General features: G+C 59.7%; 24 protein-coding genes and 1 riboswitch. Of the genes, 10 read left to right on the top strand and 14 right to left on the bottom strand.

Going from position 1 to position 21,013, the window contains the following annotated elements; all coding sequences use genetic code 11:
* Window positions 1–74 precede the first annotated feature (74 nt).
* Window positions 75–383 (top strand): hypothetical protein, encoded by a 309-nt coding sequence (locus MF268_RS10060; RefSeq protein ID WP_238370740.1) that lies wholly within the window; start codon window positions 75–77, stop codon window positions 381–383.
* A gap of 57 nt (window positions 384–440) precedes the next feature.
* Here the strand turns inward: MF268_RS10060 and ychF are convergent, their stop codons facing one another.
* Complete coding sequence (gene ychF / locus MF268_RS10055; protein ID WP_238370739.1) at window positions 441–1,538, bottom strand: redox-regulated ATPase YchF; 1,098 nt, start codon at window positions 1,536–1,538, stop codon at window positions 441–443.
* 188 nt (window positions 1,539–1,726) lie between these two features.
* Here ychF and MF268_RS10050 point away from each other — a divergent pair, with 188 nt between their 5' ends.
* The 3 genes from MF268_RS10050 to MF268_RS10040 all read left to right on the top strand — a co-directional run bounded on the left by MF268_RS10050 (window position 1,727) and on the right by MF268_RS10040 (window position 3,547).
* Complete coding sequence (locus MF268_RS10050; protein WP_238370738.1) at window positions 1,727–2,227, top strand: acyloxyacyl hydrolase; 501 nt, start codon at window positions 1,727–1,729, stop codon at window positions 2,225–2,227.
* An 85-nt stretch (window positions 2,228–2,312) separates the two neighbouring features.
* Complete coding sequence (gene trpA / locus MF268_RS10045) at window positions 2,313–3,104, top strand: tryptophan synthase subunit alpha (RefSeq protein WP_238370737.1); 792 nt, start codon at window positions 2,313–2,315, stop codon at window positions 3,102–3,104.
* 95 nt (window positions 3,105–3,199) lie between these two features.
* Window positions 3,200–3,547 carry a hypothetical protein gene (locus tag MF268_RS10040; RefSeq protein WP_238370736.1) on the top strand — a complete coding sequence of 116 codons (348 nt, stop codon included), beginning with the start codon at window positions 3,200–3,202 and terminating at the stop codon, window positions 3,545–3,547.
* A 3-nt stretch (window positions 3,548–3,550) separates the two neighbouring features.
* On the opposite strand, the gene MF268_RS10035 is transcribed toward MF268_RS10040, so the two are convergent.
* Entirely contained in the window at window positions 3,551–3,988 is a 438-nt protein-coding gene (locus tag MF268_RS10035; protein ID WP_238370735.1) for a MaoC family dehydratase, read from the bottom strand.
* 130 nt (window positions 3,989–4,118) lie between these two features.
* Between MF268_RS10035 and MF268_RS10030 the strand changes: the two genes are divergently transcribed.
* Together MF268_RS10030 and MF268_RS10025 are read left to right on the top strand one after the other, a co-directional pair.
* Window positions 4,119–5,285: an alpha-hydroxy acid oxidase gene (locus tag MF268_RS10030; protein ID WP_238370734.1), complete on the top strand. Its 1,167-nt coding sequence runs from the start codon at window positions 4,119–4,121 to the stop codon at window positions 5,283–5,285.
* A gap of 4 nt (window positions 5,286–5,289) precedes the next feature.
* Window positions 5,290–5,910, top strand: a complete 621-nt coding sequence (locus tag MF268_RS10025) for a hypothetical protein (protein WP_238370733.1) — start codon at window positions 5,290–5,292, stop codon at window positions 5,908–5,910.
* Here the strand turns inward: MF268_RS10025 and MF268_RS10020 are convergent.
* Window positions 5,870–7,078, bottom strand: a complete 1,209-nt coding sequence (locus tag MF268_RS10020; RefSeq protein WP_238370732.1) for an MFS transporter — start codon at window positions 7,076–7,078, stop codon at window positions 5,870–5,872. The genes MF268_RS10025 and MF268_RS10020 overlap by 41 nt on opposite strands.
* Before the next feature lie 101 nt (window positions 7,079–7,179).
* Between MF268_RS10020 and MF268_RS10015 the strand changes: the two genes are divergently transcribed.
* The 4 genes from MF268_RS10015 to MF268_RS10000 all read left to right on the top strand — a co-directional run bounded on the left by MF268_RS10015 (window position 7,180) and on the right by MF268_RS10000 (window position 10,251).
* The gene (locus MF268_RS10015; RefSeq protein WP_238370731.1) at window positions 7,180–7,824 is read left to right on the top strand and encodes a 50S ribosomal protein L25/general stress protein Ctc; all 645 of its coding nucleotides are present in this window, start codon (window positions 7,180–7,182) and stop codon (window positions 7,822–7,824) included.
* Between the two features lie 147 nt (window positions 7,825–7,971).
* Window positions 7,972–8,661, top strand: a complete 690-nt coding sequence (gene pth, locus MF268_RS10010) for an aminoacyl-tRNA hydrolase (RefSeq protein WP_238370730.1) — start codon at window positions 7,972–7,974, stop codon at window positions 8,659–8,661.
* Between the two features lie 2 nt (window positions 8,662–8,663).
* Window positions 8,664–9,701, top strand: coding sequence for a DUF2332 domain-containing protein (locus tag MF268_RS10005; protein ID WP_238371126.1), 1,038 nt, complete (start codon window positions 8,664–8,666; stop codon window positions 9,699–9,701).
* A 169-nt stretch (window positions 9,702–9,870) separates the two neighbouring features.
* Window positions 9,871–10,251, top strand: a complete 381-nt coding sequence (locus MF268_RS10000; protein ID WP_238371125.1) for a DUF2237 family protein — start codon at window positions 9,871–9,873, stop codon at window positions 10,249–10,251.
* A 9-nt stretch (window positions 10,252–10,260) separates the two neighbouring features.
* Here the strand turns inward: MF268_RS10000 and MF268_RS09995 are convergent, their stop codons facing one another.
* From MF268_RS09995 to metK, 11 genes are all read right to left on the bottom strand, one after another.
* Entirely contained in the window at window positions 10,261–11,097 is an 837-nt protein-coding gene (locus MF268_RS09995; RefSeq protein WP_238370729.1) for a hypothetical protein, read from the bottom strand.
* A 169-nt stretch (window positions 11,098–11,266) separates the two neighbouring features.
* Window positions 11,267–12,505, bottom strand: coding sequence for a tryptophan synthase subunit beta (gene trpB, locus MF268_RS09990; protein ID WP_238370728.1), 1,239 nt, complete (start codon window positions 12,503–12,505; stop codon window positions 11,267–11,269).
* 73 nt (window positions 12,506–12,578) lie between these two features.
* The gene (locus tag MF268_RS09985; protein WP_238370727.1) at window positions 12,579–13,220 is read right to left on the bottom strand and encodes a phosphoribosylanthranilate isomerase; all 642 of its coding nucleotides are present in this window, start codon (window positions 13,218–13,220) and stop codon (window positions 12,579–12,581) included.
* Between the two features lie 49 nt (window positions 13,221–13,269).
* On the bottom strand, window positions 13,270–13,611 hold the full coding sequence (locus MF268_RS09980; protein ID WP_238370726.1) for a lipopolysaccharide assembly protein LapA domain-containing protein: 342 nt from the start codon (window positions 13,609–13,611) through the stop codon (window positions 13,270–13,272).
* A 4-nt stretch (window positions 13,612–13,615) separates the two neighbouring features.
* A complete protein-coding gene (gene ihfB / locus MF268_RS09975; protein WP_088632130.1) occupies window positions 13,616–13,897 on the bottom strand; it encodes an integration host factor subunit beta in 282 nt (93 codons plus the stop codon).
* Between the two features lie 356 nt (window positions 13,898–14,253).
* The gene (gene rpsA, locus MF268_RS09970) at window positions 14,254–15,933 is read right to left on the bottom strand and encodes a 30S ribosomal protein S1 (RefSeq protein WP_198952215.1); all 1,680 of its coding nucleotides are present in this window, start codon (window positions 15,931–15,933) and stop codon (window positions 14,254–14,256) included.
* Between the two features lie 263 nt (window positions 15,934–16,196).
* Window positions 16,197–16,802 (bottom strand): (d)CMP kinase, encoded by a 606-nt coding sequence (gene cmk / locus MF268_RS09965; RefSeq protein ID WP_238370725.1) that lies wholly within the window; start codon window positions 16,800–16,802, stop codon window positions 16,197–16,199.
* The gene (gene aroA, locus MF268_RS09960; protein ID WP_238370724.1) at window positions 16,799–18,160 is read right to left on the bottom strand and encodes a 3-phosphoshikimate 1-carboxyvinyltransferase; all 1,362 of its coding nucleotides are present in this window, start codon (window positions 18,158–18,160) and stop codon (window positions 16,799–16,801) included. The genes cmk and aroA overlap by 4 nt, the downstream gene beginning before the upstream one ends.
* A 136-nt stretch (window positions 18,161–18,296) precedes the next feature.
* Window positions 18,297–18,998 carry a tRNA (guanine(46)-N(7))-methyltransferase TrmB gene (gene trmB / locus MF268_RS09955; RefSeq protein ID WP_238370723.1) on the bottom strand — a complete coding sequence of 234 codons (702 nt, stop codon included), beginning with the start codon at window positions 18,996–18,998 and terminating at the stop codon, window positions 18,297–18,299.
* Window positions 18,999–19,041: 43 nt separating this feature from the next.
* Window positions 19,042–19,698 (bottom strand): COG3904 family protein, encoded by a 657-nt coding sequence (locus tag MF268_RS09950; RefSeq protein ID WP_238370722.1) that lies wholly within the window; start codon window positions 19,696–19,698, stop codon window positions 19,042–19,044.
* A 57-nt stretch (window positions 19,699–19,755) separates the two neighbouring features.
* Window positions 19,756–20,937, bottom strand: a complete 1,182-nt coding sequence (gene metK, locus MF268_RS09945) for a methionine adenosyltransferase (protein WP_238370721.1) — start codon at window positions 20,935–20,937, stop codon at window positions 19,756–19,758.
* Window positions 20,938–20,942: 5 nt separating this feature from the next.
* Window positions 20,943–20,991: riboswitch (SAM-SAH riboswitch) on the bottom strand.
* Window positions 20,992–21,013: the final 22 nt, after the last annotated feature.

The raw sequence follows: 21,013 nt of genomic DNA, 5'->3' as shown, positions 1-21,013 counted from the left end.
ACTGGAATCCGTTCATTTCCTGCCAGCGGGGCTGATGCAGCACACGCTGGCAGACGAATTGAAAGGAAACGAAGATGAAACCGAATCTGAAAATTGCCGCCCTCGCAGGTATCACTGCAATCGCAGCGTCGACCGGTATCGTACAGGCAGACGCTATCGCGGAACATTCGCGTTACAATGCTGGTGATCCGGCTGCAGCTGGGCAGAGCCACGATCAGGACCGCTCGTACGAAAGTGACAGCGCTATGCGGAATTCGATCGAAGATGCGACCCGGGTGCAAGTTCCCGAATCCCAGCAGCCGTTCCGTCGCGGGCTCGACCAGTCCGACTCCGCTCTGGAGATCGACACCACCCGTAACCCCGTGGAATACGGCCCCCGGTAATTGCGGCCCCATCCACAGGCATGCACATAGCCCCTACGGGCTGTGTGCATAATTTTTTCAATTATTGAAAAGGAAGTGCAGGACGTCGCCGTCCTTGACGGTATATCCCTTGCCTTCAGCGCGCATCTTGCCCGCTTCTTTTGCGGGCTGTTCCCCACCGAGCGAGACGAAATCGTCATAGGCAATGGTCTCGGCCCGGATGAAACCCTTTTCGAAATCCCCGTGGATCACACCGGCAGCCTGCGGCGCCATGGTTCCCTTGCGGATCGTCCAGGCGCGCGCCTCTTTCGGACCGACGGTGAAATATGTCTCAAGGTGCAGGAGCTCGTAGCCCGCGCGGATCAGGCGGTCGAGCCCGGCCTCCTCGAGCCCCATCTCTTCGAGGAACATCTGCGCTTCCTCGTCTTCGAGCTGGCTGATCTCTTCCTCGATCCGGGCCGAAATAACCACGTGCGAGTTGCCCTGTGCCGCTGCCATTTCGGCAACGCGGGCGGAATGTTCGTTGCCTTCGGCGGCTTCTTCCTCGGAGACGTTACAGACGTAGAGCACCGGCTTGGCGGTCAGAAGCTGCAGCATTTTCCAGGCCTTGGCGTCTTCTTCGTCGACCGCGACAGTGCGCGCGGGCTTGCCTTCTTCGAGCGCGGCCTTGGCGGCTTCCATCAGGCGCTGCTGCTGAACGGCTTCCTTGTCGCCGCCGCGCACCTTGCGCACGATGTTCTGCAACCGCTTTTCGATGGATTCCAGATCGGCCAGCATCAGTTCGGTTTCGATGGTCTCGGCATCGGCGACCGGATCGACACGGCCTTCGACATGGGTAACGTCACCGTCTTCGAAACAACGCAGCACATGCGCGATGGCGTCGGTTTCGCGGATGTTCGCGAGAAACTGGTTGCCGAGCCCTTCGCCCTTGGACGCGCCTTTCACCAGACCGGCGATGTCGACAAAGGTCATCCGCGTCGGGATAATCGATTTCGACTTGGCAATCTCCGCGAGCTTGTCGAGCCGCGCATCCGGTACGGCGACCTCGCCCACGTTCGGCTCGATCGTGCAAAACGGGAAGTTCGCCGCCTGCGCCGCCGCCGTCCGCGTCAGCGCATTGAACAACGTGGATTTGCCGACATTCGGCAATCCGACGATACCCATCTTGAATCCCATTGACGTTCTCCTGTCAGATTTGCGCCGCTTCTAGCAGCCCAAGCCGCAAGCGCAAGCAGGGCTGCGCGAAAGACGAGATTGAACCAATTGGTTCGTTACCGCGTTAAGAGTTTTGGAAGCGCCGGTGATAGCCGTCAGATGCAAGATCGGAGCTCTTTCACCGCAACACTCAAATTGAAGTCAAGAAAATGAAGAACGTTCTGAGAGTATCCGGCCTTGCTTTGCCGGTCATGATCCTTTTTGCCCCGATGGCCAGCGCCCAATCCTTGACATTCGGTCTAGGCTATTCGGATTTCAGCAATGAAATCTCGAGAGATACGGCAACCGTCGATCTCGAATACCACCACACCCCGTTTTACGAAGGTGAAGTCGCCAGCTATTCATGGGGTGGCAACGCCCGGATTACGGGTGCGGGCGATTTCTTTGTCGGGGCGGGGATCGTCGCCAACTGGTCGCTGGCGAACGACTGGTTCATCGAAGGCAGCCTTATGCCGGGGTACTATGACGAGGACATGCCGGTGAACCAGCTTGGCGGGCATTTCTTTTTCCGCTCGCTTATCGGTGTCGGCAAACGGTTCGAGTCAGGCAACAGCATGTCCCTTGGGCTGTCGCATATCTCCAATGCCTCGATCCGCGATTTCAACCCCGGTGTGAATACGCTTAGCCTGCGCTACACGGTTGCATTCTGACGCGGCGGTGTCGGACGGGGACATGGTGCATTGATTTCCCCCTGCAGTTTTGGCATGGCAGACCGACAGATAAAGGAACGCGCCCATGACCCGTATCGACGCCAAATTCGCCACGCTCCGCGACACGGGGAAGAAAGCATTCGTGGCCTATGTGATGGCGGGCGATCCGGACTTTGAAACCTCGCTGGAGATCGTGAAGGGCCTGCCGGGTGCCGGTGTGGACATCATCGAGCTGGGCCTGCCCTTTACCGACCCGATGGCGGACGGCCCGACAATCCAGCTTGCCGGGCAGCGCGCGCTTGAAGGCGGCATGACACTCAATCGAACTCTTGAGCTTGCCCGCAAATTTCGGGAAGACGATGACACGACCCCGATCGTGATGATGGGCTATTACAACCCGATCTATTCGCGCGGCGTGAGCACCTTTCTGGAACAGGCCAAAGAGGCAGGGATCGACGGGCTGATCATCGTGGACCTGCCGCCCGAGGAAGATGACGAGCTGTGCCTGCCCGCGCAGAAGGCCGGTCTCAACTTTATCCGGCTTGCCACGCCAACCACCGATGATGCACGCCTGCCCAAGGTGCTCGAGAACACATCGGGGTTTGTCTATTACGTGTCGATTACCGGGATCACCGGCTCGGCCGAGGCGCAGTCCGCCGATGTCGGACCAGAAGTCGCACGGATCAAGGCGGGGACCAACCTGCCGGTCATAGTGGGTTTCGGGATCAAGACACCGGAACAATCGCGAGCGATTGCCGAAGTGGCCGATGGCTCGGTCGTGGGGTCGGCCATCGTCGACCAGATCGAAAAGGGCAAGCCCGTTAACGAAGTGCTGGCTTTTGTTAAGTCCTTGGCCGACGGGGCCCATTCGGCCTGAATATTGCCCTGAAATTACCCGCTTAGGGTCAACGGTAAGCCATTCGGCCCCGGCACTGTTGCGGAAACTTGCACAGTTTCCGGATCGGAATGCCTATGTTCAAAGTTGCCTGGCTTGTCGGATTGCTCACCCTTGCGGGGCTTGCCCCGGCTTCGGCCCAGACCCGCACCTATTTCGGTGAAGAGGCACAGGCCCTGCAATGCGCGGCCTATTTTTCCTATACGTCGCTAGTGCTTGAAAGGCGCGGGCTGATCACGCAACGCCGCGCTCAAGAAGGCGCGTTACAGGCCACGACGATCCTTGGGCGGCACGTGAGCGGCACCTATTCGCAAAAGCGCAAAGCCTTTGTGGCGGTGCTGTCGCAACTGCCGCGCGCCGAGGGCGAGCTGATCGAGGAATCGATCCGATATTATAACTGGTGCAGCGAGCGTTTTCTGGGCTGAGCCCTAACTGCGCCGCTTGAGCATATGGGTCGAATGATAGGACGAGACCAGATCGTCGTTCTGGTTGAGAATATTGTACTGCACGTCGACGAACCCCCGGTCGGGCTTTGACTTGGACGCTTTCGACGCGGTGACTTCGGCCTCGACCCGCAGGGTATCGCCCGCGTAGACGGGTTTGATCCAGCGCACTTCGGACATACCGGGCGACCCCATAGAGCTTTCCGACCAGTCGCTTGCCTCGAGCGTCAGGTTGAAGGCCGTGAGTATCGTGTGGAAACCGCTGGCGATCAGACCGCCATAGACCGATTTCTTCGCAGCCTCTTCATCAACATGGAAGGGCTGGTTGTCCCATTGCTTCGCGAATTCGATGATTTCCTCGGCCGTGAGCGTTTTGGATCCAGTGGTGTAACGTTTGCCCAGCGGCATATCGTCGAAGAACATCTGACTCTCCTGCTTCCTGTTCTGCGCGACTATGGCGCAGTGCGCATCGTTCGACCAGTTCGTTTGGCAGCTTGAGTAAGCCCCGGCGCGTTGCTACTGCTTCCGAGTGCTTAGCAAGGAGGGCGCGAAAATGCCGGTCATTACGAATATTCAGGATCTGAAGCGGATCTATGAACGCCGGGTTCCGCGGATGTTCTTTGACTACACCGAAAGCGGCAGCTGGACCGAGCAGACTTTCCGCGAGAATTCCTCGGACTTTGAGCAGATCCGGCTGCGCCAGAAAGTCGCCGTGGACATGTCGAACCGGTCGACAGCCGGCACGGTGATTGGCCAGAAGATGACCATGCCGGTGGCGCTTGCGCCGGTTGGACTGACGGGCATGCAGCACGCCGATGGCGAGATGAAGGCGGCCCGGGCGGCGCAGAAATTCGGCGTGCCCTATACGCTGTCGACCATGTCGATCAATTCGATCGAGGACGTGGCCGAGCATATCTCGGGGCCCTTCTGGTTTCAGCTTTATACGATGAAGGACACGGATTACACCTCGCGCCTGATCCAGCGGGCCAAGGACGCGGGTTGTTCCGCGCTCGTCATCACGCTGGACCTGCAGTTATTGGGGCAACGGCACAAAGATCTCAAGAACGGTCTGTCCGCCCCGCCGAAACTGACGCCGAGGACAATTGCCAACCTTGCGACGAAATGGGGCTGGGGAATCGAGATGCTGAGCGCCAAACGGCGTTCCTTTGGGAATATCGTCGGCCATGTGGACGGCATCGACGATCCGGCCTCGCTGGGGGCGTGGACCGCTGAACAGTTCGATCTGACGCTTGATTGGGACAAGATCAGCAAGCTGATGGAGCAATGGGGCGGCAAGGTCATCCTCAAGGGCATTCTCGATCCCGAAGATGCCAAGATGGCGGTCAAAGTGGGTGCCGATGCCATCGTGGTGTCCAACCACGGCGGGCGGCAGCTTGACGGCGCGCTGAGTTCGATCCGGATGCTGACGCCGATCCTCGACGCGGTCGGCGGTGATATCGAAGTGATCCTCGACAGCGGTATCCGGTCAGGTCAGGACGTGCTCAAGGCGCTCGCGATGGGGGCAAACGGCACGATGATCGGGCGGTCGTATATCTACGGCCTTGGCGCGATGGGGCAAAAGGGCGTGACCACGGCGCTTGAGATCATCCGGAAGGAACTGGACATGACCATGGCGCTCTGCGGTGAAACCAATGTCGCCAATCTGGGCCGCCATAACCTGCTTATTCCGGAAGGGTTCGAAGGGCGCTGGCAGGACTGATCCGTTGCTGGTCTTCTCGCCTCAGTCGCTGGCTTTCATCGCGGTGCCGAAAACCGGCACCACGGCGATTGAGATGGCGCTGAAGCCGAAGGCCGACATCATCTTTACCAAGCGGCGCAAGCATATCTCGGCGCAGCGGTTCCATGCGCGGATCGCACCGTTTCTCGAGACCGAATTCGGCATGCGCCCGGACCGGTTCGCGGTCATCCGCGAGCCGGAGGAGCAGATCCGAAGCTGGTATCGCTATCGCGCTCGACAGGCGAAGAAGGGCAGCGCATTCAGCACGGAGGGGATCAGCTTTGACCAGTTCGTGCGCGAGGTGATTTCGGACGATCCGCCCGAATATGCTGGGATTGGCAGCCAGTTCGCGATGCTGACCTCGCTGAAGGGTCGCGTGTTGATCACCGATCTCTTTGCCCATGAAAAGCCGGTCGGGTTGTTGAACTTTCTCGCCGAGCGGTTCGGCGAACCGGTAAAGCCGGGCGTCAAGAACGTCTCGCCCGACGTACCGGCGGAGCTAGAAGAGGCCACACGGCGTAAACTACGTGCCGCGCGGGCGGCGGAGTTCGACCTTTACGCGCGGGTCATGGATGCGGGTGGGCACCTGAAGAGCGCCCTGCCCTGAGCCGCCGGTTCATCACCGGGACCAGCACGGCAGCGACCAGCAAAAGCATTATCGCCAGCAGCAGGAAAGAGGCGCGAAGACCGTAGAGATCTGCGGTCAGCCCCATCATGCTGGGACCGAAGAGAAACGCGCCATAGCCGACGACCGAGGCCCGGCCAATCGCGGCCACCCGGTCGGATTGCGGGACGACCCGCCCGATGAGCGCCATGGAGATCGGCACGACCACCGAGACGCCAAGACCGAGGATCGAAAAGCCGATATAGGCGACGATGAGCGTCGGCGCGAGCGCCGCCGTCGCGGTTCCGATGGCCGCAATGGTGCAGGCGGCGGCGATGATCACCGTTTCCGACAGACGCGCCGCCACGGATTGGCCGATGATCCGACCGATCCCCATCGTCACGCCCAGTACGGCCGGTCCAAGCGCCCCTTGCGCGGCTCCGCCGCCCAGCGTGCGTTCAAGATGCAGCGCAGACCAGCCCTCGACCGCCTGTTCGGCCATGAAACCGACAAGGAAGACCAGACCCGCAAGCCAGACGATCACCCGGCCCGCTGCCGCCGACAGCGCGGGTTCTCCGGCGGTGTGGCGATGCGGCGCGACCATCAGGAAGCACAGGCTCCAGATCACGGCGGCGACGATGCAGAAAACCTGCACGGGCGTGAAACCCGCCTCTCGCGCCATGCCGGTTACCAGCGCGGCCCCGGCAAAGGAAAAGGAATAGACCGCGTGGTTGAGATTCATCAGCGGTCGCCCGCGCTGTGCCTCTGATTCGGCGATGCGCGTGTTCAGCAGGATATCGGCAATCCCCGAGGCGGCGGCGGTCAGGAACATGCCGAAAGTGAAGACCGCGATCAGGCTGCTGAAGGACACGAACAGCATGCAGGCGATCATCGCCGCGCTGCTGAGCGCGAGAGAAAGGGCACCCAACCGGCGATCCACCAGCGGCGCCAGCCACATGGCGCTGATCGCGCCGATGCTGGAGACAAGAAAAGAAGCACCATAGGCAGCGTCGCTCGCCCCGATCTGGGCCTTGATCACCGGCACCTGCGCTGCGAAACAGCCCCAGACCAGCGCCATTGCCACAAATCCAAGCGCGGGCGCGCGGCTGATCCGGATATCTTCTACAAGTCCCATGTTCTGCCACTTGTCACGCGGCTCGGCGCGGCGCAAGGAAAAGCTCTTTTCAAGACAGCGACTCTGGTCTATACGCGCGGCTTCACGCGGGGTGACAGCCTTGGAGGCACCCTGCCCTTACAAATTGGAGAATTGATATGGCTGGAGAGATTCCTGATCTCGTAGCCCAGGAACGGACGGGGACAGGCAAGGGCGCCGCTCGTCAGGCACGCCGTGATGGCATGGTTCCCGGGATTGTATTCGGTGGCGACAACGACCCGCTTCCCATCAACATTCCTTTCAACGAGCTGTTTCACAAGCTCAAAGCCGGACGTTTCAAGGCGACCCTGTTCAACATGAAAGTTGAAGGCCATGACGACGTTCGCGTCATCTGCCGCGACGTTCAGCGGGACATCGTCAAAGACCTGCCGACACATGTCGATTTCATGCGTCTGCGCCGGACCACCAAGATCAACCTGTTCATCCCGGTTGAAGTTGTGGGCGAAGAGAACTGCCCCGGACTGCGCAAGGGCGGCGTTCTTTCGCTGGTCCGCCCCGAAGTCGAACTGGTCGTGACCGCGGGCGATATCCCGGATCACATCACCATCGACGTCTCCGGGCTCAACATCGGCGACTCGATCACCATCTCTTCGGTCGACCTGCCGCAAGGCGCGAAGCCGACCATCGACCGTGACTTTGTGATTGCAAACATCTCGGCACCATCGGGCCTGCGCGCCGCGGATGACGAAGAAGAAGAAGTTGCAGCAGACGAAGTCGAAGCGATCGAAGTCAACGACGATTGATCCTTTCGAGGGACAGTAAGGACGATCACGGGGCTCCCATCGGGGGCCCCTTTTTCATTTAGACGCATGGTAGACTTTGACCCAATGGCTGGAACATCCGGGCAATTCCGGGCATTAACTGGTCGTGGAACGTCAACGGAGACAGCGATGAAACTGATCGTGGGGCTGGGCAATCCCGGCGCGAAATACGCTCGCAACCGCCATAACATCGGGTTCATGGCCGTTGACCGGATTGCCGAGGATCAGGGGTTTTCTCCGTGGAAGCCCAAATTTCAGGGCGCAATCGCCGAAGGTCGGCTGGGCAGCGACAAGGCTCTGCTTCTCAAGCCCGAAACATACATGAACAATTCGGGCCAGTCGGTCGGAGAGGCGATGCGTTTTTTCAAGCTGACGCCTGACGATGTGATCGTCTTGCATGACGAGATCGACCTTGCCCCGGCAAAGGTGCGGGTCAAGCAGGGCGGTGGCCATGCGGGCCACAACGGGTTGCGGTCGATCCATGCCCATATTGGCGCCGAATACGCGCGGGTCAGGCTTGGCGTAGGCCACCCGGGCCGCAAGGAACTTGTGCCCGCCTATGTGCTGCAAGACTTTGCCAAGGCCGATGAAGACTGGCTCGACGATGTTCTGCGCGGAATCTCGGATGGCGCGGCGTCGCTGGCGGACGGAGATTTCGGCAAGTTCATGAACGCGGTTTCCCTACGGGTCGCACCGCCCCGGTCATCCAAGAGTGCCACGCCAAAGGTCGAATCCGCGCCCCCCAAGAAAGCACCCGAACCCGAGGATACGACGCCCGAGAAAACGCCGTTGCAGAAGCTTATGGAAAAATTCAGGTGAGGATGCCTGCGGCACTGCGCGCGCAGGCCCGGTCCTGCCATGCGCTGGGGTCGGTTTTCATGGGTCGGATGCTGGTCCTGCTTGCCGATAACTGGCCCAATCAGAGGAAGATCGCCGAGCTTTGTGAGAGGTGGCCGGATGATCTTGGACCGAATGCTGCCTCGCTGCCGCTGCGGCTTGCGGGCGGTCTGCATGCGCTGGTGCTGACCTCGGCAGATGACGCCTTGCGCGCTGCCTATCCGCCTAACAATGTATCCGACCAGGCGCTGCTGGACGCAGTGCTTTCCGCGATGAAACGGCACGAGGGTTTTCTCATCGATTGGATGCAGAGCGCGCCCCAGACCAACGAAGTTCGCCGCTCAGCCGCAATAATTGCCGCCGCGCATTGGGTGGCAGGCAAACACCCCCTGCCCCTGATGACAAGCGAGCTGGGCGCAAGCGCGGGGCTGAACCTGATGTGGGATCACTATGCGCTCGAGGTGACGGAAGGGCGGCTTGGGCCTGTCGAATCTGCGCTGACGCTATCACCCGACTGGAACGGAGACCTTCCCGCAGCCGCGAATATCGAGGTTACGGATCGCGCGGGCGTCGATCTCAATCCGCTTGATGTAAAGGACCCCGAGCAGGTGACACGGTTGCTGGCCTATCTCTGGCCGGACCAGCCGCACCGCGCCGAATTTACCCGCGCCGCCATTGGCGTGCAGTCGGGGACCGTTGCTCGTGGCGATGCGATTGACTGGCTGAGCGACCGGCTGGATGCCCAGCCGGAGGGGTGTCTCCACCTGATTTACCACACGGTGGCTTGGCAGTATTTCCCGGCAGCGGCTCAGGCGCGGGGTCGCGCGATGATCGAGGCGGCGGGTGCAGTCGCAACCGAGTCGAAACCGCTCGCATGGTTTCGAATGGAGAGTGACAGTGATCCGGAAGGGCGTGGTGGTGCGTTGCTGTCGCTTCGCCTCTGGCCAGGCGACAAGCACCTCACCCTTGGGCGCGCCGATTTTCACGGGCGCTGGATTGACTGGGATCCGATTGAAACCTGACTTTATACCAATAGATCGGCAAAACTTGGCCGCACTATTATTAATGTTTCGAAATAAGCCCTAATTGATTCTTTCTCTCGCTCGGCGGGGCGGCTTTAAGAAGCCACTTAATGCTGGTATTATGATGTCTCGGTACGAGCTGCATTGTTTCATTGAGAGGGTGGCGGAAATGGAACCGGACGAGAAACTGAACGTATTGGGCGAGGCTCTTACGCCATGTTCCTTCAAGCCAGTGACCGGTTTCTTTCGGGACGGGCATTGCAATACATGTGCGGAAGATCAGGGGATTCATACGGTCTGCGCCGAGATGACCGAGGAATTTCTCGCCTATTCCAAATATGTTGGCAACGACCTGTCCACACCACGTCCGGAATTCCGTTTCGAGGGGCTTAAACCCGGAGATCAGTGGTGTCTTTGCGCCGGGCGCTTCCTGCAAGCGGCCGACGAAGGCTGCGCACCAAATGTGAATCTGTCGGCCACGCACAAGCGTACGCTGGAGGTTGTTTCAATGGAAGTGCTGGAAATGCACAGTTCCGAAAAATCTAAATAACAGGATTCATTACTGGGGAATTTGTGCGCAATCCAATTGATCAGCGCGGGAAAATACCCTCTCCCCGATAACCGCCCGCTGGCCGCATAATGACATCTTGCAACCGCCATCCACGTCAATCAGGCGCAATCCGCTTTCGGGCGTCACGGTAATTTCAATCCGGCATTGCGCGCCCTGAAAATCTTCCTGGTAAACCCAGCCGCCGGGCATCGGACCAACCGGACCGAGCGCCCCACAGAAATGACCGTTTGCGCCAAGGCTGTCGAATTCGAACTCGCCATGTCCCGCATTATCGACGCGAAGCCGGAGCGAGGCGTTGTCCGTAACATAGCAATACCCGGTCAGGGCACCGCCTGACGGGGCAGAAGCGGCGGTGCAGGGTATTTGCGACAGACGCCATCCCGGTCCCTCGATATCGTCGATCTTCCAGAAACCATCCTCGGGGATAAAGTCATAGACGATCTCGGCCGGTGTTCCGAAATTGCTGAACTGAGCCGTCACGCTTAGAGCCTGGTCATCACCCTCGGCCGTGGTTTGGAGAGTGCGGGCGATTTCGGCCGCGTCGAAATCATTGCCGGGAATCTCGGGCGCGAAATCGATACAGGCGCTGGCGAGATCGTCGCCGTATGTATCGTTCGCATTGAACAGGGTGACCATGCGATTGGTCATGTACTGCGCGCGTCGCTCAGGTGCCCGGATATACGCCAGCCCTTTCTGATCAGCCGGTCCCGACTGGGATAGCGAGGTATAGATCCAGCGGACGGTATCCACGGGGCTTTGCGCGGCGACAGATCCGGCAGCAATAACCGTTGCCCAGAGAAACAGAATGAAAACATTGAAACGCATGGTTCGCCTCCCGCTGTCGGGGTCAGGTTAACCGGCCTTCACTTCCTCTGCCAAATGCAATTCGAGGGCGAGTCTGGCTTTTCCCTACGTGCGAAGCAAGTGGCACGAACAACAAAGCCCGGCAACAGGCGTGCCGGGCTATAAATTGCTCAGGAACAGGACTTGGGTATCAGTCCTTTTCTTCCATCTCGAAACCAAGCGCGGCAGCGACGGTAAAGATGTCCTTGTCGCCACGACCGCACATGTTCATCACGATGACATGGTCAGCAGGCAGATCCGGTGCGATCTTGGTCACGTGGGCCAGCGCATGGCTGGGTTCCAGCGCGGGAATGATGCCTTCGAGCGTGCAGCAAAGCTGGAACGCCTCAAGCGCTTCCTTGTCAGTGATCGAGACGTATTGCGCGCGCCCTACATCATGCAGCCAAGAGTGCTCGGGGCCGATACCGGGATAGTCGAGCCCCGCAGAGATCGAAAAGCCTTCGAGGATCTGGCCATCGTCGTCCTGCAAGAGGTAAGTACGGTTGCCGTGAAGCACGCCGGGACGCCCGCCGGTCAGCGAGGCGCAATGCTCCATCTTGTCGTTCACGCCTTTACCACCGGCTTCGACACCGATGATATTGACCTCGTCATCGTCGAGAAACGGATAGAACAGGCCCATCGCGTTGGAGCCACCGCCAATCGCGGCGACAACCGTATCGGGCAGTCGGCCTTCTCCCTCGGCCTCGGCCAGTTGCCAGCGAACTTCCTTGCCGATAATCGACTGGAAATCGCGGACCATCGCCGGATAGGGGTGCGGACCGGCCACGGTGCCGATGCAATAAAAGGTATCGCGCACATTGGTCACCCAGTCGCGCAGCGCGTCGTTCATCGCGTCCTTGAGCGTGCCGCGGCCGGATGTGACCGGGATCACTTCGGCGCCCAACAGACGCATGCGGAAGACGTTGGGCTTTTGCCGTTCCACGTCATGCGCACCCATGTAGACCACGCATTTCAGACCGAACTTGGCGCAGACGGTCGCGGTCGCGACGCCATGCTGACCTGCGCCGGTTTCAGCGATGATCCGGGTCTTTCCCATGCGGCGGGCAAGGATGATCTGCCCCAGCACATTGTTGATTTTGTGCGCGCCGGTATGATTCAGCTCGTCCCGCTTCATATAGATCTTGGCGCCGCCCAGATGTTCGGTCAGGCGCTCGGCGTGATAGAGCGGGCTGGGACGCCCGACATAATGGGTCCAGAGGTCGTCCATCTCGTCCCAGAACGACTGGTCCGTCTTGGCTTTTTCGTATTCCGCTTCAAGGCTCAGGATAAGCGGCATCAGGGTTTCCGAGACGAAACGGCCACCGAACTTGCCGAAACGGCCATTTTCGTCAGGGCCGGTCATGAAGGAATTGAAAAGATCGTCAGGCATTTGCGGACCCTCATTTCTATGCTTTGTTCCACATAAACGCCGTGCCCCGGCATTGCCAGCGGGAATCGGCCGTTCAAGCTGTGCGGACGGCTTCTGCAAAGGACTGCATCAGGACGGAATCCTTGATGCCCGGGGCGGTTTCGATGCCCGAAGAAACATCGACCTGACGCGCCCCGGTCAGACGCATCGCCTCGGCGACATTTGCGTCGGTCAGCCCTCCGGCCAGCATCCACGGCACCGGCCAGCGGCGGCCAGCAATTAGACGCCAGTCGAAAGCAAGCCCGTTGCCACCTGGCAGCGTCGCGTCTTTGGGTGGTTTGGCATCCACGAGAACCTGATCGGCGACACGGAGGTAGGTGTCGAGCTTTTCAAGGTCTTCAGGACCTGCGACGCCCACGGCCTTCATCACCGGCAGGCCATAGCGCTGCTTGATCTCGGCGAGACGCTTGGGCGTCTCTTTGCCGTGCAGTTGCAACATATCGATGGGCACGGTTTCGGTGATCTGGTCCAGCAGCTCGTCATCCGCGTTAACCACAAGCGCCACCTTGGCAATCCCTTCGGGAACCTGCGCCGCAATCGGTGCTGCATCCTCGGGCTTCAGATAGCGCGGAGACGGCGGGAAAAAGACAAAGCCGACGTAAGCGGCCCCGGCCTCGACGGCCGCGCTGACGTCGGCGGGCGTGCGCAGCCCGCAGAATTTCATTCGGGTATTCATGATACGTGCTTATCCGCGCCGGGCGGGATTTGAAAGCGGTCGAAAGGCGCTATTCCAGCAGGGCCAGAACTTCGTCCTTTTCCTTGTGCTTGTCTTTCTTGAGCCGGTCGACCTCGCGCGCCAGCTTCTGGGCTTCGCGCGATTTCACGCTTGCCTCGCGGCGATGCTTGTGCTCGCGCAGCCATTCCCAGATGAAACCGATGACCAGACCGGCCACCACACCGCCAAGAACGACGACGAACAGCGGCAGCGTGATCGACCATTCGAGACCAAGGAAGGTCGCGAGTTCGTCGGGCACGAGTTTCAACTCGACCAGCCCGCGGTTGGCGAGGGAAACAGAAATCAGAAGAATCGCAATCGCGGCAAGCACGATATAGCGGACGTAACGCATTTATTTACTTTCCGTTCAGACGGTCGCGAAGCAACTTGCCCGTTTTGAAAAAGGGCACGTGCTTCTCTTCTACATGAACCGTTTCGCCTGTTCTCGGGTTGCGGCCAACCCTTGAATCCCGTTTTTTGACAGAAAATGCGCCAAAACCGCGAAGTTCCACCCGATCGCCCCGGGCCATCGCCTCGGTGACCTCTTCGAAGACCGTGTTCACAATCCGCTCCACGTCGCGCTGATAGAGGTGCGGATTCTCATCAGCGATTTTCTGTATCAATTCTGACCGGATCATTTTTGCGCCCCTCCCAAGGCATCTTTTTCGAGCAGTCGGATTCGCAAGATCTATTGGAGCATTGAATATGTATTTAGACCAGAACTATCAGAATATGAAAGAAATTTTCGGCGGGTTAACACCAATGGATGCCTGCGGAGGCTGGTCCGTCGACCGATTCCGCACAGGTTGTTCTGAAATTTCAGCGTTTCCACGAACCATGTTCAGACGATTCGGCAGCGGCGATACTTGACCCAGTTAACCAATTTACACCTTTCCGATCCGGAAAGGACGGCAGGCGCGCAAAGAAAAACCCCGCCACCTTTCGGCAGCGGGGTTCGATTTTGTCAGCGAAAGCTTGTGCTTTCGTGTGAGGCTTACTCGTCGCCCTTGAGCGCTGCGCCGAGAATGTCGCCGAGCGACGCGCCGGAGTCGGACGAACCGTACTGTTCGACGGCTTCTTTCTCTTCCGCGATCTCGCGTGCCTTGATCGACAGGCCCAGACGACGGGTCTTGCTGTCCACGTTGGTCACGCGCACATCGACCTTGTCGCCAACCGAGAAACGCTCGGGGCGTTGTTCGGCACGGTCACGGGACAGGTCGGAGCGGCGGATGAAGGATTTCATGCCTTCATATTCCACTTCGATGCCACCGTCTTCGATCGAGGTGACGTTCACGGTCACGATCGAGCCACGCTTTACGCCGCCAACCGCTTCGGCGAACTTGTCACCGCCGAGGTTCTTGATCGAGAGCGAGATACGCTCTTTCTCAACGTCGACTTCGGAGACAACGGCCTGAACCATGTCGCCCTTGCGGTAGTTCTGGATCGCGTCTTCGCCACGCTCGTCCCAGGACAGGTCGGAGAGGTGAACCATGCCGTCGATGTCGCCTTCGAGGCCGATGAACAGACCAAATTCGGTGATGTTCTTGACTTCGCCTTCGACTTCGGTGCCCTCGGGATGGGTCTCTGCAAACACTTCCCACGGGTTGCGCATGGTCTGCTTGAGACCAAGGCTGACACGGCGCTTGGACGGATCGATTTCCAGAACCATGACCTCAACCTCTTGCGAGGTGGACACGATTTTGCCCGGATGGACGTTCTTCTTGGTCCAGGACATTTCGGAAACGTGGACCAGACCTTCGACGCCCGGCTCCAGTTCGACGAACGCACCGTAATCGGTGATGTTCGTGACGCGGCCCATGTGGACAGAGGACAGCGGGTACTTGGCGCCGACCAGATCCCACGGATCTTCCTGAAGCTGCTTCATGCCGAGGCTGATGCGGTGCGTGTCCTTGTTGATCTTGATGACCTGAACCTTGACGGTTTCGCCGATCTGCAGGATCTCGGAAGGATGGTTCACACGGCGCCATGCCATGTCGGTCACGTGCAGCAGGCCGTCTACGCCGCCAAGGTCAACAAACGCACCGTATTCGGTGATGTTCTTGACCACGCCGTCGACTGCCTGACCCTCGGTGAGGTTGCCGATGACTTCGGCGCGCTGTTCGGCACGGGACTCTTCGAGGATCGCGCGGCGCGACACAACGATGTTGCCACGGCGACGGTCCATCTTGAGAACCTGGAACGGCTGCTTGAGACCCATCAGCGGGCCAGCGTCGCGCACGGGGCGCACATCGACCTGCGAACCGGGCAGGAATGCAACGGCACCACCCAGATCGACGGTGAAACCGCCTTTGACGCGGCCAAAGATCGCACCTTCGACACGCTCTTCGTTTGCATAGGCTTTTTCGAGACGATCCCAGGCTTCTTCGCGGCGGGCCATTTCGCGGCTGATGACCGCTTCGCCCTTGGCGTTTTCGACCTGACGCAGGAAGACTTCGACTTCGTCGCCTACGCTGATGTCGGGTGCTTCACCGGGATTTGCGAATTCTTTGAGTTCGACGCGGCCTTCCATCTTGTAGCCTACGTCGATGATGGCTTGGCCCGCTTCGATCGCGATGACCTTGCCTTTGACAACCGAACCCTCGTCCGGCGTGTCCATTTCGAAGCTTTCGTTAAGGAGGGCTTCGAATTCCTCCATCGATGTATCTTGAGCCATGTGGTCTCAGGTTTCCTTTTCTTCGGTTTTGACTGGCCGCGCGGTTGTCTCCGCCGGTCTTGGGATTGGTCGGACGGTCCACAAAGAGAAATAGGGCCGGTAGTCTCCGACCCTGCCTGTATTTCTGCTCTGCGGCGTGATTTCGCCTTTTGTGACCCGCGCGCTATACAGGATGCTAGCGGGTTTTGGCAAGGGCCAGCTGCATGCGGCCCCCTTATCGGCGAAAACTGCCGGAGAATTTGCGTTTGGTCAGGTCAAACGCGTCAGAGACGCTGTTCCACCTGCGCTGCCGCTGCTGCGACTGCATCCTCGATGCTGAGCGTACTGGTATCGATCAAAAGCGCATCTGCGGCGGGTTTCAGAGGCGCCTCGGCGCGGTTCATGTCCCGCTCATCGCGGGCCTTCACATCCGCGAGGACCTGTTCATAGGTCGTTTCGCTGCCGCCATCCTGCAATTCCGCGAAACGCCGCTGCGCCCGTACCTCGGCACTTGCGGTGACAAAAAGCTTCACCTCGGCTTCGGGGCAGATCACGGTGCCGATATCCCGCCCGTCCAGAACAGCGCCACCTTCGCGCCGCGCGAAATCGCGCTGGAACTGGGTTAGCGCCGAGCGGACGTCGGCAATGACCGCGACCCTGCTGGCCGCTTGCGCGACCTCGGCGGTCCGCAGGTTGCTGGCCTGCAGATCATCGGGTTGCAATTTCTCCGCTGCCTCCACGGCGCCGAAACCGCGAAGCGTGCGCGCGCCTACTGCTCGGTACAACAGCCCTGTGTCCAGATGCGCCAGTCCGAAACGTGCGGCAATTGCCTTTGAGATCGTGCCCTTGCCCGCGGCGGCGGGGCCATCGATTGCGACGGTAAAGATCATGCCGCATCCTTATTTACACGGTGGATCGACGCGCCAAGGTCCGACATCAGCGGCTCGAAAATCGGGAAGGACGTGGCAATCGGCGCGCCGTCATCGACCGAAACCGCAGCTTTTGCGGCCATGCCGAGAACAAGAAAGGACATGGCGATCCGGTGATCCAGATGGCTCTGGCAGGTTGCGCCACCGGTGACCATGCCCGGCCCCATTCCGGTGACCGACCACCAATCGTCGCCCTCTTCGACATCGACTCCGCAGTCCCGCAACCCCGTCGCCATCGCGTCGATCCGGTCGCTTTCCTTGACTCGCAATTCCTTTACGCCCCGCATCATGGTGATACCGCTGGCATTGGCCGCAACAACGGAAAGGATCGGGTATTCGTCGATCATGCTGGCGGCCCGTTCCGGCGGGACGTCGATCCCCTTCATTTCGGGCGAAAAACGCGCGCGGAGATCGGCAACCGGCTCGCCGCCTTCTTCGCGTTCGTTTTCATAGGTCAGGTTTGCCCCCATTTCGCGCAAGGTGGTGAACAGCCCGGCGCGGGTCGGGTTCAGACCGATACCGGGGACCAGCACGTCAGAGCCGGGAACGATCAGCGCCGCACAGACCGGGAAGGCGGCGCTCGACGGGTCGCGAGGCACGACAATGGTCTGGGGCTTTAGTTCCGGCTGACCGGTGAGGGTGATCACGCGGCCTTCTTCTGTTTCCTCGGTGGTTACCTCTGCGCCGAAACCGGCCAGCATCCGTTCCGTATGGTCTCGGGTTGCTTCCTTTTCAATGACAACCGTTTTGCCCGGGGCGTTCAGACCGGCTAGAAGCACGGCCGATTTCACCTGGGCTGAGGGCATCGGCACGGTGTAATTCACCGGTACGGGGTCCGCCGCGCCGACGATCGTCATCGGCAACCGCCCCCCTGCCCGGCCGACGGATTGCGCACCGAACAGCGAGATCGGATCTGTGATGCGGGCCATAGGCCTCTTGTTCAAGCTCGCGTCGCCGGTGAAGGTCGCCGAAATAGGAGAGGTCGCCATGGCGCCCATGATCAGCCGGACACCGGTGCCCGAATTGCCGCAGTCGATGACCTGATCCGGTTCGGCAAAACCACCTACACCCACGCCGAACACGCTCCAGCTGCCATCGTCGTGGCGGGTCACCTCGGCACCGAAGGCCCGCATGGCCTTGGCCGTGTCGAGCACATCTTCGCCTTCGAGAAGGCCGGTGATCTTCGTTTCACCAACCGCCATTGCGCCAAGGATCAATGACCGGTGTGAGATCGACTTGTCGCCCGGCACATCAGCCGTGCCAGCCAGCGGACCGCAGGGGATCGATGTCATGGGAATGGGGGTGCCGTGTGCGGACATGCCTACCTCGCCTGTTTTGTCGGCGCGGTTGTAAACCACCCTTGATCCAGCGTCCATCGCTGGAAGTCAGGGATGTTAGGAGACCGAAATCTGAGTTTGACCCAGATGACCGGTACGTCCGGAAAAGCGACGGCGCTCAGGTTTTGCGGAAGGTCAGATAATGCGGCGTCCGGCCTTCGCGCAGGGCTTTTTGTTCGTACCGCGTGGAATGCCAATCCGTCCAAGGGTTTCGCCAGTCGCCCGGCGATTCCGCCAGCCATTCGAACCCGGCCTGCGGTACTTCCTCGAGTGTCTGGCGCACGTAATCGGGGATATCGGTCGCCACCCTGAATTCCGCGCCGGGCTTGAGTACGCGCGCAAGCGGGACAAGATGTTCCTGCGTGACAAAGCGACGGCGATGATGCCGTGCCTTGGGCCAGGGGTCGGGATAAAGAAGGAACGCCTTGGAGATGCTCTGATCCGGCAAGACATCGAAAAGGTCGCGCACATCACCGGGATGCACGGCAAGATTTTCGACACCTGCGCGGCGAATTTTGCCCAAGAGCATCGCGACACCGTTGATATAAGGTTCTGCCCCGATGATCCCGATATCGCAATTTTCGCTGGCCTGATGGACGAGGTGTTCGCCACCGCCAAAGCCGACCTCGAGCCAGACGGGTTTGCCATTGAAAAGCGCTGAAAGATCAAGGTTGTCCCGCGACGGGTTCTCATCCCATCCAACCGACCCGGGTGACAGGGCAGAGAGGTCTTCGTCCAGATAGGACTTTTGACTCTTCTTGAGAGACTTGCCTTTCAGGCGACCATAAAAGTTTCGGCGGGGGCGATCGGGATGCGTCATGCGCGCTGCTCTAGCCGAGGTGCAGGCGCAGGGCAATGACGGGTTATTCGGTCAGAACACCGGCCTCGAGCAGTTCCGCCCGGTAGGGGCGCCACATTTCAGCCTGCGGGTTGCGGATGGTTTCAATGGCAAAGGCCGGGTCCACCCCGCGCGAGGTGATGTATTTGAGATGCGCGTACATCTCATCCTGCGTGTCGAGATACATCCAGGCCGCGAAATCATAGGGCGTGGCCCAGCCTTGCTCGCCCCTTTCGCGGTCGTAGTAAGAAGCGATGTTCTCGGCCGACCAGAAAATCTGGTGAAAGCCGATCCGCGATCCGCGCGACATGGTCCGGTTTTTGCCGGCAAGAAAGATCGTAACACAGGAACTGTCGCAATCGCCGTGAACATGCGTATCGAGGCCGAAATCGATGATGATGTCGCTGATCTGCTGCGCCGCATAGACCGACCCGCCAGAGGAATTGATCTGCAAACGGCGGATGGATTCATCTGAACGCAGGATCTTGAGGAGGGTCTCTACGTCATCCGAGGTGATGCCTGCAGGCTCATCCGCGCCTGTGGATTCGGTATCATAAACAAGCGTTACGTCGGAGAGCGTGAATTTGGACGGGAAACTTGGTTCTGCCTGTTCCGCCAACACGGGATGCGCGCCAAGCCAGAGCGCGAAGACCGTGACCGCGATTTGCGCGAGGTACAACATGGCGAAAACCTCAGAGGAGGTTCGGGCAGATCTCCCGCCCGAACCTTTTTATCAATGTCAGATCGCACTCTTGAGAGCGTCGACCAGATCGGTTTTCTCCCAAGAGAAACCGCCATCCGCATCCGGTTCGCGGCCAAAGTGACCATATGCGGCGGTGCGCTGGTAGATCGGCTTGTTAAGCTGCAGCTTTTCGCGAATGCCGCGCGGCGTCAGGCTCATGACCTTACGGACGGCTTTTTCGATATCCGCCGGAGCAACCTCACCCGTACCATGCGTTTCCGCGTAGATCGAAAGCGGTTCGGAAACCCCGATCGCGTAGGAAAGCTGGATCGTGCATTTGTCGGCCATGCCTGCGGCGACGACGTTCTTGGCGAGATAACGCGCGGCATAAGCGGCGGATCGGTCCACCTTGGTCGGATCCTTGCCGGAGAACGCACCGCCACCATGCGGCGCAGCGCCGCCATAGGTGTCGACGATGATCTTGCGCCCTGTCAGACCGGCGTCGCCATCGGGACCGCCGATCACGAACTTGCCCGTCGGATTGACATGCCAGATCGTTTCATCGGTCAGCCAGCCATCGGGCAGGACTTCGGTGATGTAGGGTTCGACAATCGCGCGGATGTCGTCAGAGTTCAGGTCGGGATCCAGATGCTGGGTCGACAGAACGAGAGAATGAATGCCAACCGGCTTGCCGTTTTCGTAGCGAACGGACAACTGGCTTTTGGCGTCGGGGCCAAGCGCCGGTTCGGTGCCGTTCTTGCGGACCTCGGCCAGCCGGCGCAAAATCGCGTGGCTGAACTGGATCGGCGCGGGCATGAGAGCATCGGTCTCATTGGTCGCGAACCCGAACATGATGCCCTGGTCGCCAGCACCTTCGTCCTTGTTGTCGGACGCATCGACGCCCTGCGCGATATGCGCGGACTGCTCATGCAAAAGGTTGGTGATTTCGCAGGTTTCCCAGTGGAACTTGTCCTGCTCGTAGCCGATGTCCTTGATACAGTCGCGGGCGATGCCCTCGATCCGTTCCATGTAGTCCTTGAGCTTGTCCTGATCGGACAGCCCCACTTCGCCACCGATCACGACCCGGTTCGTGGTGGCAAAAGTTTCGGCCGCGACTCTCGCTTCGGCCTCCTCGGAGAGGAATGCGTCGAGCACCGCATCGGAGATACGGTCACAAACCTTGTCAGGGTGTCCCTCGGAAACGGATTCCGAAGTGAAAATATAGTTATCGCGTGCCATGAAAGCGCTCCATTGATCATTCACCATCACGTCAGGAAGCCGTTGTGATGGGCTTTGAGAGGGTTACGCGGCTGCG

It is taken from the genome of Heliomarina baculiformis (assembly GCF_019966545.1).
In the GTDB taxonomy this organism is placed as follows: domain Bacteria; phylum Pseudomonadota; class Alphaproteobacteria; order Rhodobacterales; family Rhodobacteraceae; genus Heliomarina; species Heliomarina baculiformis.
The sequence above is the reverse complement of the archived record's forward strand: the minus strand, read 5'-3'. Positions and strand labels throughout refer to the sequence as shown.